At 69.2% G+C, this 13078-nt stretch carries 10 protein-coding genes; 8 read left to right on the top strand and 2 right to left on the bottom strand.

Going from position 1 to position 13078, the window contains the following annotated elements:
* Positions 1–80 precede the first annotated feature (80 nt).
* Genes ABZX61_RS08110 through ABZX61_RS08095 form a run of 4 tightly spaced genes read left to right on the top strand, consistent with a single transcriptional unit; the run spans position 81 to position 5197 of the window.
* Positions 81–1892 (top strand): endo-1,4-beta-xylanase, encoded by a 1812-nt coding sequence (locus ABZX61_RS08110; RefSeq protein ID WP_355192531.1) that lies wholly within the window; start codon positions 81–83, stop codon positions 1890–1892.
* A gap of 38 nt (positions 1893–1930) precedes the next feature.
* Positions 1931–3391, top strand: a complete 1461-nt coding sequence (locus ABZX61_RS08105) for an extracellular solute-binding protein (RefSeq protein ID WP_355192529.1) — start codon at positions 1931–1933, stop codon at positions 3389–3391.
* Between the two features lie 4 nt (positions 3392–3395).
* Positions 3396–4376, top strand: coding sequence for a sugar ABC transporter permease (locus ABZX61_RS08100; protein WP_355192527.1), 981 nt, complete (start codon positions 3396–3398; stop codon positions 4374–4376).
* Positions 4373–5197: a carbohydrate ABC transporter permease gene (locus ABZX61_RS08095; protein ID WP_355192525.1), complete on the top strand. Its 825-nt coding sequence runs from the start codon at positions 4373–4375 to the stop codon at positions 5195–5197. Before ABZX61_RS08100 ends, ABZX61_RS08095 begins: the two co-directional genes overlap by 4 nt.
* 36 nt (positions 5198–5233) lie before the next feature.
* Here the strand turns inward: ABZX61_RS08095 and ABZX61_RS08090 are convergent, their stop codons facing one another.
* Positions 5234–6052 (bottom strand): phytanoyl-CoA dioxygenase family protein, encoded by an 819-nt coding sequence (locus ABZX61_RS08090; RefSeq protein ID WP_355192523.1) that lies wholly within the window; start codon positions 6050–6052, stop codon positions 5234–5236.
* 80 nt (positions 6053–6132) lie between these two features.
* Between ABZX61_RS08090 and ABZX61_RS08085 the strand changes: the two genes are divergently transcribed.
* The 4 genes from ABZX61_RS08085 to ABZX61_RS08070 all read left to right on the top strand — a co-directional run bounded on the left by ABZX61_RS08085 (position 6133) and on the right by ABZX61_RS08070 (position 11571).
* Positions 6133–6966, top strand: coding sequence for an AraC family transcriptional regulator (locus ABZX61_RS08085; RefSeq protein ID WP_355192521.1), 834 nt, complete (start codon positions 6133–6135; stop codon positions 6964–6966).
* A gap of 216 nt (positions 6967–7182) precedes the next feature.
* Positions 7183–9918: an AAA family ATPase gene (locus ABZX61_RS08080; RefSeq protein WP_355192519.1), complete on the top strand. Its 2736-nt coding sequence runs from the start codon at positions 7183–7185 to the stop codon at positions 9916–9918.
* Positions 9919–9980: 62 nt separating this feature from the next.
* Positions 9981–10745 carry an alpha/beta hydrolase gene (locus tag ABZX61_RS08075; protein ID WP_355192517.1) on the top strand — a complete coding sequence of 255 codons (765 nt, stop codon included), beginning with the start codon at positions 9981–9983 and terminating at the stop codon, positions 10743–10745.
* 25 nt (positions 10746–10770) lie between these two features.
* Complete coding sequence (locus tag ABZX61_RS08070; protein ID WP_355192515.1) at positions 10771–11571, top strand: alpha/beta hydrolase; 801 nt, start codon at positions 10771–10773, stop codon at positions 11569–11571.
* A 187-nt stretch (positions 11572–11758) separates the two neighbouring features.
* Here the strand turns inward: ABZX61_RS08070 and ABZX61_RS08065 are convergent, their stop codons facing one another.
* The gene (locus tag ABZX61_RS08065) at positions 11759–12931 is read right to left on the bottom strand and encodes a hypothetical protein (RefSeq protein ID WP_355192513.1); all 1173 of its coding nucleotides are present in this window, start codon (positions 12929–12931) and stop codon (positions 11759–11761) included.
* Positions 12932–13078: the final 147 nt, after the last annotated feature.

The following is a 13078-nucleotide window of genomic DNA, read 5'->3' as shown; positions in this document are numbered from 1 at the left end:
TTTCACATCGACGAAGCGAAGACCGGCGCCTGGCGGCACCGGTCATGATCCCCCCTGCCCGTCGAAAGAAAGGCCCCCTCATGGGTCGCTTCACCAAGGCGCTGGCGTACGTGATCCCCGGAGCGCTGCTCGCGGCGCTGATGGGACCGGCGGCGCCCGCGACCGCCGCCGCACCGACCGAGGTCATGCCGGCCGACGTCCTCGAATCGTTCACCCAGTTCACGGGTAATCCCGCACCCCAGACGAAGATGGTCACCGTTCAAGGGCAGCCGGACTTCGACCAGGCGCTGCAGGTCACGGTGACCGGGCAGCCGAGCTCGTCCGGCCTGGACGGCGAGTACTCCTTCGGCGTGGGCGTCCCGTCCGCGCAGCCCACGGTCAAGGACGAGGCGATGCTGGCCACCTTCTGGGCGCGGTCGGTCACGCCGACCCCGTCCGGATCCGGCCTGGCCCACTTCGTGTTCGAGCAGAACGGCGGGAGCTACAGCAAGTCCACCCAGGCGGCGATGAAGTTCGGGGCCGTGTGGCAGCGCTTCCAGCTGCCGTTCCGGATGGCCGCCGACTACGCGGCCGGGCAGGTCCGCGTCAACTTCTGGCTCGGGTACGGGCCGCAGGTGCTGCAGATCGCGGGCGTGTCGGTGCTGCGGTACGGACCGGGGACCCCGGCCGGGTGGCCGCAGGCCACCTACGCCGGTCGCGACGCGGCCGCGTCCTGGCGGGCCGCCGCCGCCGACCGGATCGAACGCGACCGCAAGGGCAACATCTACGTCAAGGTCGTCGACTCCCAGGGCCACCTCGTCCCGGGCGCCACCGTTCAGGCGGAGATGACCAGGCACGCCTTCAAGTTCGGCTCGGCCGCGGACGGTGTGCGGCTGATGACCCAGAACACCGCGGGGCAGAAGTACCGCGACACGCTGCTGGCCAACTTCAACCAGTTCACGCTCGGCAACAACCTCAAGTGGAACCACTGGGAGAACGTGACCGAGCGGAACACGTACACGCTGCCCGCGCTCCAGTGGGGACGCGACAACGGCCTGTTCGTCCGCGGGCACACCCTGATCTGGCCGTCGTGCGGCAACATGCCCGCCGACGTCTGCGGCCTGCGCAACGACCCCGCCGCGCTGCGGAACAGGATCGACACCCACATCACCGACGAGGCGAGTACGCTCGCCGGCAAGATCGACGAGTGGGACGTGGTCAACGAGCCGTACGCCAACCATGACGTGCAGAACGTGCTCGGCGACGGCGAGATCGACCGCTGGTTCCGGCTGACCCGGCAGGCCGACGCGGGCCCCAGGCTCTACCTCAACGACTACGACATCATCGAGGACAACGGCTGGGAGGTCCGCCACCAGGACCAGTTCGCCGCCCTGGCCCGCTCGCTGAAGGACGGCGGGGCACCCATCGGCGGGATCGGCATCCAGGGGCACTTCGCCGGTGAGCAGCTCACCTCGCCGCAGGACCTGATCACGCTGATCAACAAGTTCGGCGGGATCGGCCTGCCCGTCGCGATCACCGAGTTCGACGTGGGCACCACCGACGAGCAGCTCCAGGCCGACTACACGCGTGACTTCCTCACCGTGATGTTCAGCATGCCGCAGGTCACCGGGGTCAGCACGTTCGGGTTCTGGGAGGGCGACACCTGGGATCCCAAGCGGGCCCTGTTCCGGACCGACTACACGCCCAAGCCGAACGCCGTGGCCTGGCGCGACCTCATCTACGGCAAGTGGTGGACCAGGGCGACGGCCACGACCGGGGCGACCGGATCGACCACGGTGCGGGGCTTCCTCGGCGACTACACCGTCAAGGTCACGGCCGGCGGCGTCACCAAGGAGGTCGCCGTCTCGATGCCGACCATCGCCGGCAAGGCGATCACGGTTGTCGTCGGCTGATGTCAGCACATCGAGTCGGCTCATCGAAAGGAAAGTCCATGTCAGCCATTCAGCTCAGCCGCCGGCAACTCCTGGGGGCCGCCGTCGCCACCGGCGGCGCCGCGTTCCTCGCCGGCTGCGGCGACTCCCGGCAGAACGCCGCCCCGGCGCAGGGCACCACGCTGGCGTACTGGGACTGGTACGTCAGCCAGGCGCCGTGGGTGGACAACGAGATCAAGCTCTTCCAGCAGGCCAACGGCAAGACCACGATCAAGAAGACCACCCAGGTCACCGACAAGTACCTCGACCTCGTGGCGCTGGCCTTCCGCAGCGGCACCGCCCCCGACGTCCTCCTGCTGCCCACCAAGCCGAAACTGGAGACGCACGTCGGCGAGGGCTGGCTGATGCCCCTGGACAAGTGGGCCACCCCCGAGTGGCGGTCGAGGTTCCCCGCCAACAGCTTCGTCGAGGGCGTCAACATCTTCGGCGGCAAGGTCTACTCCGCGCCCTTCAGCGGCCTGGCGCCGGCGCTGCAGCTCTACATCCACAACGGGGTCTTCAAGGAGGCCGGCCTGACCAACCCCGACGGGACGGTGCTCATCCCGAAGACGTGGGACGACATCACCCGCGCCGCCGAGGCGATCACGAGCAAGAGCGGCGGCAAGGTCTTCGGGCTCGGCTTCGGCAACGCGCAGAAGGGGGCCCTGCCGTGGCTGATCGAGCTGTTCTGCCGCGGCGCCGGGTCGCCCGGGGGCACCCAGTCGGTCGACTACCGCACCGGGAAATGGGCGTACGGGACCGACCGCAACTACGCCGACTTCCTCGCTCTGCTCCTCGACTGGAAGAGCCGCGGCTTCATCTACCCGAACTCGATGAGCATCTCGGACGAGCAGGCCAGGGCGTTCTTCTCGAAGGGCCGGTTCGGCATGATCGTCGGCGGCGTGTGGAACCAGGCGCCCTGGGAGGAGGCCGGTTTCAAGGACTACAGCCTCATGACGCTCCCGTCGCCCACCGGCACCCCGCAGGGCTTCTTCTACGGGGCCCCGGGCAGCTACCTGATGGGCATCTCGGCCAAGGCCAGGAACCCCGACCAGGCGTGGGCCTGGCTCGACTGGTTCTACAGCCCCGCCGCCGGCAAGCGCTGGGTGCAGGGCGGCTACGGCCTGTCGGTCTACCCCGAGAACAACGACCCGGCGGGGGTGACCTCGCCGACGTTCAAGCAGTACGTGGCCATGGCGAACACGGCCCTCGTCGGCCCGGTGCCCGCCATCCGCAACCCGGAGATCGCCAAGGTGGAGGTGGCGCCGGTCCAGCCGGACCTCCCGGACGTCGCGGCCGGCATCTACACCGGCCAGCTCAAGGACACGCCCAAGGCGCTCAAGGAACTCGAGGACCGCCTCAACGGCGCCCTGGGCGAGGCCGTGTCGAAGGCCCGCGGGCAGGGGCTCAAGGTCAGCATGGACGACTACGTGTTCGCCGACTGGGACATCGCCAAGCCGTACACCACCAAGCGCGGATGAGCTGATGACGGACATCCAACTGGTCGGCCGGCCCCGCGCGCTGATCGCGGGCAGGGCGTCCCGCCTGCGACGGCGGATCGCCGCGGCGCGCTGGTCCTACCTGTACGTCCTGCCGATGCTGGTGCTGCTGCTGGCGTTCGTGATCTACCCGATCATCGCGTCGCTCGGCTACACCTTCTACCGGTGGGACGGGATCGGCGAGCCCGGCGACTTCGTCGGGCTCGCCAACTTCGCCCGGGTGATGACCGACTCCATCTTCTGGGGAGCCCTGCGCAACACGTTCTTCTACGTGCTGCTCGTGGTGCCCGTCCAGCTCGTTCTCGCGCTCGCGCTCGCCCTCGTGCTGAACAACCGCCGGCTGCGCGGCAGGACTCTGTACCGGACGCTCTTCTTCCTTCCGGTGGTGACGTCGGCCGCGGTCGTCGGCGTGGTCGTCCAGCTGCTCTTCTCCAATTTCGGCGACGTGGTCAACGACGTGTCGATGTCGATCGGCCTCACGGACGAGTACGTGGACTGGCTCGGCGACCCGAGTTTCGCGATGATCATCATCATCGGCGTCGGGATCTGGCACACGCTGGGCTACAACCTCGTCTATTTCCTGGCCGGTCTGCAGACGATCCCCGACGAGCTGTACGAGGCGGCGCGGCTCGACGGCGCGGGCGCCCTCGCGAGCTTCCGCTACATCACCGTCCCCATGCTCAGGTCGGTGGGGGTCGTCATCGTCCTGCTGTCGGTCATCGGCTCGTTCCAGGTCTTCGACCTCGTGCAGGTGCTCACCAACGGCGGGCCGTACTTCGCCACCGAGGTCGTGAACACCTACGTCTACCACCTGGCGTTCGGCGGGTTCGGCGGCACCGGCGTCGAGCGGGACGTCGGCCTGGCCTCGGCGGCGTCGTTCTTCTACGGGATGCTGCTCATCGTCTTCGCCGTGGCCCAGGCCCTCTTCCTGCGGGTGCTGGTCAAGCGCAGGGGAGGTCGCGCATGACCCGGCGCGCGCCGTGGCTGACGCACGCGTTCCTGCTCCTCGGCGGGATCGCCTGGCTGTACCCGTTCCTGTGGACGCTGGGCAGCTCGCTGAAGAGCACCGACGAGTTCTTCGGCCGCGGCCTGAACCCGCTGCCCGGCACGCCGCTGTGGGCCAACTACGGGCAGGCCTGGCAGGGGGCGTCCTTCGGCCAGTACTTCCTCAACACCCTCACCATCACCGTCGCCACGGTGGTCATCACCCTGCTCGTCACCGCCATGGCCGGCTACACGCTGGCCCGCACCGAGTTCCCCGGCAAGGGGCTCGTCCTGGTCGTGGTAGCGGGGACGGTCTTCCTCCCCCACGGCTACACCATCATCCCGATCTTCGACATCATGGACGGGCTCGGCCTGCTCAACAGCCTCTGGTCGATCATCATCGTGCAGTCCGCGGGCGGGATCGTCTTCGGCACCTTCCTGTTCATGGGCTACTTCCGGGCCATCGACCACTCGCTGGAGGACGCCGCCCGGGTGGACGGGGCCGGCTTCCACCAGGTCTTCTGGCGGATCATGCTCCCGTTGTCGGGTCCGATGCTGGCTACAGTCGGCCTGTTCACCGCCATCTCGGCGTGGAACAGCTTCTTCATCCCGCTCGTGTTCACCCTCGCCCGTCCCGAGCTGCGCACCCTGGGCGTCGGGATGTACGCCTTCATCGGCGAGAACTCCACCGACTGGACGCTGCTGTGCGCCGGCTCCGTCATCACGCTCGCCCCCATCATCGCGATCTTCCTGGTGCTGCAGCGGTTCTTCGTGAACGGACTCGCCGGCGCCGTCAAGCAGTGACAGAAAGGTTTCCGTGTCCCATCCCCGGGGAGCCGGTCACCCTCTCCGGTGCAGAACAGGATTGAGCGGGGTGTCCGGGACGGCTCCCACCTCGGCTCCGGGCAGCCACGCACGCAGGTCGTGCCGCTGGTTGTCGTTGACCGGCCGGGAGACCGTGATGTCGGCGTCCATGTAGATCACGGTCATGACCCGGCGCGGGAGGTCCGAGCGGTTCGGCGCGGCGTGGTGGAACGTCCACCCGAGGTGGTAGCTCACCTCGCCGAGCCGGTACGGCGTCTCGACCGACGGGAAGTCCCGCTCGGCCAGCGCCCGCTGCAGCTCCCGCTCGGACTCGTCACTGATGGGCAGGTCACGGCCGTACTCGAAGCGGTGGCTGCCGGCGGCGAAGGCCAGCGGCCCCATCTCGGCCGGCGTCTCCTGCAGGGGGATCCAGACCGTCACGGTCCGGTCGCCGGCCAGCGGCCAGTAGTACTGGTCGGCGTGCCACGGGGTGAGCCCGCCGCCCGGCTCCTTGTACAGCGCCTGGTCGTGATAGAGCCGGACGCCGTCCACGCCGAGCAGCTCGGCCGCGATGCGGGCCAGACGCCGGGAGAAGACGAACTCGCGGACGAGGTCGCTGTGCCGCCACAGGTTGGTGACCTGGAGGAACGCCTTGCCGTACGTGTCGCGTTCGGCGAGGGGGAGGTGCTGGGTGTTCAGGTCGATGACCTTCGCGGTGATCTCGGGTTCGTACGCCGCGATCGTCCCGGCGTCCAGCACGCCGGGCAGTTTCACGAAGCCGTTGTCGTCGAAATGCCGCAGCGCGGCGGCGTCGAGGTCGTACCGGGACCCGAGATCGTGGGGTGTGATCGTCATGTGACCAGCCTCGCCGCACCCTGGTGTTCGAGCCACGCGACGGATGACCGATTCCGATACTTTCATGACGACGGAGCACCATGCGCGCGTTCTACGAGCACATCGAGGCCACCTCCCAGCTCTCTTGGACGCTGTACGTCCGCCAGGCCACGCACTTCCGCTTCGCCTGGCACTTCCACCGCGAATACGAACTGACCCTGATCACCCAAGGCACCGGCACCCGGTTCGTGGGCGACTGCGTCGAGGAGTACGGTCCCGGCGACCTGACCCTGATCGGCCCTCAGCTGCCGCACACGTACCAGTCGGTGCCCGGTCACGGCAGGCACGAGGCGATCGTCGCCCAGTTCCGCCGGGACTTCCTGGGACGGGACTTCTTCGACCGCCCCGAGTTCGCCGACGTGGCCGCGCTGCTCGAACGCTCGGCTCGGGGGCTGGGCTTTCCCCCGTACGCCGTGGACCTCGGTGACCTCGACGCGATGCCGCCGCCCGAGCGGACCCTTGCGCTGATCGACGCGCTCGTCCGGCTGTCGCGTCGCGCCGATGCGCGCCCGCTGGCCGGCGACCGGTACGTCCCCTCCCTCAACGGGGCCACTCGCGACCGCATCGACGCGATCGTCCGGCTGCTCAACGAGGAGTACGCCGGGCCGGTCACGCTCGAAGCCGTCGCCCGCGCCGCCCACCTGGCCCCGGCCTCGGCCAGCCGGTTCTTCCGCCGCACCACCGGTGCCACGATCACCGGCTACCTCACCATGCTGCGGGTCAACGCCGCCTGCCGGTTGCTGAGGGAGACCGACCGCACCGTCTCCGGCATCTCCGCCGACTGCGGCTTCTCCAACCTGTCCAACTTCAACCGCCGTTTCCGGGAGCTGAGGGGCATGTCGCCACGCGAGTACCGGGCGCTCTGGCGGACCTGACAACGGGACCACGGCTGCCGGCTCTTCGCCGGCGGTCGAGCGTGCCGGTCAGGGATGGCTCGTCGAGCTGGCGCGCGGGGATGTTCCTCGACCTGTTCGGCATGTCTCCGCAGCCCTTGCCCGTCGACGATGCCTTGACCCCGGCTCACCGCTCCGGTCCCACCCAGAGGCCATGTCGCTGGACGGGACCCTGAGCGCACGCGACCATAGCTTCATATGCCAGCAAACCAGCTAGGAATAGCACTCTTCGGGCGGCAGTCCGAACAGCGGCGTCTCGGCGATTTCGTGGACGGCGTCCGCAAGAGCGGCGGGGCGATGCTGGTACGCGGCGAGGCGGGGATCGGGAAGTCGGCCCTGTTGCTGGACACGGCGGGGATCGCGGCCGCGCGTGGCATGCGCATCTTGCGGACGGCCGGTGTGGAATCAGAGACGCACATGCCCTTCGCCGGTCTGCATCAGATGTTGCTCCCGCTGCGTACCGAGATCAGGGAACTGCCCGCCCCGCAGCGCGACGCGCTGGGAGCGGCGTTCGGGTTGACCGACGCCCGGGTGCCGGACCCGTTCCTCATCGCCCTGGCGGCGCTGAACCTCCTGGGCGAGGCCGCCGCCCGCTCGCCCGTCCTGCTCCTCGTCGAGGACGCTCACTGGCTGGACCGCGCGAGCGCCGACGTGCTCGCGTTCGTCGCGCGGCGGCTGGACTCCGAACCGATCGTGCTGCTGGCCGCGATACGCGACGGTTTCCAGAGTCCCCTTGACGGGGCAGGGCTGCCGGAGTTGCTCCTCGATCGGCTCGATGACACCGCCGCGACCGCCTTGCTGGACTCCTGCAGCCCCACCCTGACGCCGGCGGTGCGCACACGGGTGCTGCGGGAGGCTGCGGGAAACCCCTTGGCCCTCGTCGAGCTGCCGATCGCCGCGCGGGACAGGAAAGGGCCCCTGCCGCCGGGGTGGCTCCCGCTGACCACCCGGCTGGAACAGACCTTCACCGCCCGCATGTCGGGGTTGCCATCGACCCTTCGGACCGTGCTGCTGGTGGCCGCGCTCAACGACAGCACCGCCCTTTCCGAGGCCCTCGACGCCACCGCGCTGATCACCGGCGTAACGGTCACGGCAGAAGATCTGGCTCCCGCCGTCACCGCACGGCTGGTCGACGTGGACGAAGCCGCGGTGTCGTTCCGGCACCCGCTCATGCGCTCGGCGATCTACCAGGGAGCGAGCATCTCCCAGAGGCACGCGGTGCACGCCGCCTTGGCCGACGTCCTCACCGACCGGCCGGACCGTCGCCTCTGGCACCGTGCGGCGTCCACCCCCAGGCCGGATGAGAGCATCGCCGTCGAGCTGGAGACCACGGCCAAGAGCGTGCGACGTCGGGGCGACCTGTTGTCGGCCGTCGCGGCCCTGGAGCACGCGGTCAGGCTCAGCGAGAATCCCGCTCACCGGTGTGAACGGCTGGTGCGAGCCGCCGAGTACGCGGCTGAGATGGGACGGCGCGACATCGTCATGCGACTGCTGGGAGAAGACGAGCAGCCGCAGCTGTCGGCCCAGCAGCAGGCCCGTATCGTGTGGATCCGCGAGAGCTTCCAGGACGGCATCCGTGACGACAGCGCGGCAGCGCACTCTCTGGCCGATCTCGCCGAGACGATGGCGGCGCAGGGGGACGTCGATCTCGCGCTGAAACTCCTGTCCAGTGCGTCCCTGCGATGTTTCTGGGCTCATGCTGACGAGCGGTCGCGGCAACGCGTCGTCACCGTGGCCGAGGGCCTGCCCGTCGACGATCTGGACGGACGACTGCTGACGGTCCTGGCGTTCGCGGCTCCGATCGAGCGTGGCAAGGTCGTGATCGAGCGATTGCGCCATCTGGCCGCCCACCCGACCGGCGGGCGGCCGGCGGCCCGCCTGCTCGGCAGTTCGGCGTTGATGGTGGGGGCGTTCGACCTGTCGGAGGAGTTCTGCGCCGCGTCGCTGCCGGCCCTGCGCGCGCAGGGCCGGCTCAGCCTCCTGACACGGGACCTCGGGGCACAGGCGTGGAGCGCGGCCCGGCTGGCCGACCTGAGCGTGGCCATCCCCGCGGCCGAGGAGGCCGCCCGTCTGGCGCACGAGACGTCCCAGCCGCTGATGCACGCCATCGCTCAGGCCTCGGGCGCGGTGCTCGCCGCGCTGCGTGGCGAGCAGGATCGCGTGGAGAGCCTCGCGGTGGCGGCCGAGCAGGTGGCCCTGCCCGTCGGGGCCCGCCCCGTGCTGGCCACGGTGCAGCTCGCGCGTGGGCTCGCCGCGCTGGGCGAGGGACGTTACGCCGACGCCTTCGACCATCTGCGGCGGATGCACGACCCCGCCGATCCGGCCTTCCACCTGGCGCTGCGCTGCTTTTCCCTGGCCGAACTCGCAGATGCGGCAGCGCACAGCGGTCAAGGTCGCGCGGTGGCCGGCATCATCGAGGAGTTGGAGGCGGTGGCGCTCACCACGCCGTCGCCGTCCTTGCACGCCGACCTGCGCTACGCCCGGGCCGTTCTGGCCGATGAGGCGGCAGCGGAGCCCTTCTTCGATGCCGCGCTCGGGGCCGACCTGCGGCGATGGCCCTTCGTACGGGCTCGGGTGCTGCTGGCGTACGGTGAATGGCTGCGGCGCCAGCGGCGTACGGCCGAGTCGCGCGCGCCCTTGCGTACGGCTCGCGAGACGTTCGACGCCTTGGGGGTGATCCCCTGGAGCGAGCGAGCACGCCAGGAGTTGCGGGCCTCCGGCGAGAGCAGCCGCAGGCGCAGCAGCGAAGCGCGCGACGTGCTGACCGCGCAGGAACTCCAGATCGCCCAGATGGCGGCCGACGGCCTGACGAACCGGGAGATCGGCGAGAAGCTCTATCTGTCTCATCGAACCGTCAGCTCCCACCTCTACAGGATCTTCCCCAAACTGGGCATCACCTCTCGATCGGCGTTGAGCACGGCCCTGCGCGTGTGACGCTCGGTGACGCAGTCATGTGACGCTCGCGAGGCGGGCAAGGGGCTTCCTACGGTGAGGCCATGACCACAGGGAGATCCTTCAGAAACGGCAGCACGCCGACCGTCGTACTGGTTCACGGCGCCTTCACGGACGCGTCGAGCTGGGCGGGCGTGATCGCCGAGCTCCAGGCTTCCGGGATCCCCGTGACCGCGGTGGCCAACCCGCTGCGCGGACCGGCCACCGACGCCGCCTACCTCGCCGGCGTCGTCGCCGCGATCGACGGTCCGGTCCTGCTGGTGGGTCACTCCTACGGCGGTGTGGTCATCACCCGGGCGGGAGCCCAGCCGGGCAACGTGATCGGGCTGGTCTATGTGACCGCTTTCGCCCTGGAGGAAGGGGAGAGCGTGCTGGACGTCACGGGCCGCTTCCCCGACAGCCTGCTGGGCCCGGCGCTGCGGCCGGCCGTCTTCCGCACGGGCGATGGAGAGGAGGCCGTGGAGCTGTATCTCAAGGACGACCAGTTTCCCGCGGTGTTCGCCGGCGACCTGCCCCGGCGCCTCACCTCGGTGGCGGCCGCCGCGCAGCGCCCCATCGCGGCCGTGGCGTTCGAGGAGAGCTCTCCCGCCGCGAGCTGGAAGACCCTGCCGTCCTGGTACGTCGTGGCGACCGCCGACCAGGCGATCCATCCCGCCGCACAGCGTTTCATGGCCCAACGCGCCGGGGCCGACACCATCGAGGTCGACGCCTCACACGCGATCGCGCTGTCGCAACCGGCAGCCGTGGCCGGCCACATCCGCACCGCCGCCACCGCAACCCAGGCCGTCCAGCACACCCATCCGGCATGACAGCCGTGTTCCTGAGGAGCAACCGATGACCGCACCGACCATTCCCGTCATCTTCATCCACGGCCTGTGGCTGCACGCCACCTCCTGGTCCTCCTGGACCGAGCTGTTCACGACCGCCGGCTACGACGCGACGGCTCCCGGCTGGCCGGGGGACAGCGAAACCGTCGAACTGTCCAGAAAGGACCCCGACAGCATCGCCGACCACGGCATCGACGACGTCGTCGCCCACTACACGGAGATCATCAACGCTCTGGACGTCAAGCCGATCCTGATCGGCCACTCCTTCGGCGGCATGATCGCCGAGAAGCTGCTCGGGCAGGACCTGGCCAGAGCCGCGATCGCGATCGACGCCGCACAGATCAAGGGGGTGCTGCCGCTGCCGCTGTCGGCGCTGCGCTCGACCCTGCCGGTGTTCAAGAACCCGGCCAACAAGCACCGGGCCGTCTCCCTCACCCTCGACCAGTTCACCTACGCGTTCGGCAACGCCATCCCGGCCGAGGAGGCCGCCGAACTGTACGAACGCTGGACCATCCCCGCGCCGGGCAAGCCGCTGTTCGAGGCCGCCGCCGCCAACTTCTCCCCCCACTCACCCGCCAAGGTCGACACCGGCAACAACGCCCGGGGGCCGCTGCTCCTGATCGCCGGCGGCAAGGACCACACTGTCCCCGAGACCGTCACCAAGGCGACCCTCAAGCAGTACCGGGACTCCACCGCGATCACCGACTTCCAGGAGTTCCCCGACCGCGGCCACTCCCTGACCATCGACCACGGCTGGCGTGAGGTCGCCGACGCCTGCCTGACCTGGCTCACCAGGAACAACCTTTAGCCGAAAGCGTTGATCGCCGTCACCGGTCAACGCTGCGGATCGTGCCTCGGCAGGGCAGGATCGCGGTGGTGACCGGTGCCGGCCAGGGAATGCCTGCTGCACCGGTCGGGTATGCCCTGGCATTCGTCCGGCCCGAAACGGAGCCGACTCCCCGAGGAGCCGGCTCCCTCTTCCATGACGCCTTTGATCACTGTTGACCGTCTGGATCGAGCCACGTCGCCTCAGAGCACAGGACGCGTGCGGCCTCGTGCGGCTCCGCCTCTCGCACGACGTACCAGTTCGCCCGGCCGTTGTACCGTTCGGGGCGGAGGATCGTGACGATGCCCGACGCGTAGATCTGCCGGGTGTAGGGGTCGCGGGCATGAACCTGCCGGCCGACCACGAGACTCTCGTCGAACGGCAGGCCGTCGATGATCTCGTCTTCCCATCGCCAGAGGCGCCGGGTGCTCCCGGGATGGAGACGCTCGACTCCCCGCTGCTGGTAGGGCATGGAGAACTCGCGGGCGTGTCGAGGGTTCAGGTCCTTGGCGATGCGTTCGTCGTCGGCGAGCTCGCGCAGGCGCTCTTCCTGGACGTGCGGTTCCCAGCCGTCGAAGCCGTGCGGCAGCCCGAACATCTGGTCGGCGCGGGCGAAGTAGCGATCGACGTAGGGATCGTGGAAGCGTCCCGGCCGGTCCTTGAGGCCGTCGAGGACGTCCTCGGTGATGGGCGTGTCGTCGGAGACGTCGGCGCCCTGCTCCCGAAGCCAGTCGTGGACCGTGACGCCCGTCTCGGCGAGCCGTTCCTCCAACCGCCGAAGCCGGTCACCGAACTCCCCGGGCTGCATGGCGGCCCACTCCTGCGCCGTGGAAACGGGGACGAGTGCCTGGCGGGGCTCCAGCGGCGGAGGCAGCATCTCGGGCGGGAGTGGCAACGGCACGTACTCCTTGGGCATCCGGATGAAGCGCTCCATCGCCCGCATATGAATGAGAGGGTCGAAAACATCGCGGATGGGCCAGAACCGCAACAGCCATCGCAGGTCGGGGGCGTCCTCACCCCGCGCGTCGACCGTTCGCACGTGCGCGGTCAGTCCGTACTGGAAGCACGGCGGGCCGATGAGGAAGTCGTGGCCTCGCCCGTCCATCATGGAAGCCAGGTGGATCACTCCGCTGTCAGCCACGAATGTCGGCTGATCGACTTGCGTCCATGAGTCATCGACACCTGGTGGCTCGGCGTCCCATGCCTCCATGCGGACGGCGGCGATGTAGTGGTAATCCTCCGGGTCTGGGCTGCTGATCGCGGGAAGATCGGTGTCCGCGAGACCGAATTCTCCGTACTCCACGTATAACTCGTCCTCGATGCTGCGGAGCAGTCGCGCCATGGTGCCCTTCCATCGTCCAAGCGGCAGTTGATGATCAAGGACAGCATGCCGTACAGGTGTGACAAACTCGGCCGCCGGCTCGTCGCTGATGCGCGGATAACCCCACGAGGCGATTCCGGGCCAGGCGCGGCACCGCTTCCTCGGCGT

The sequence above is a fragment of the Nonomuraea sp. NPDC003709 genome, from assembly GCF_040610775.1.
Lineage (GTDB): Bacteria > Actinomycetota > Actinomycetes > Streptosporangiales > Streptosporangiaceae > Nonomuraea > Nonomuraea angiospora_A.
The sequence above is the reverse complement of the archived record's forward strand: the minus strand, read 5'-3'. Positions and strand labels throughout refer to the sequence as shown.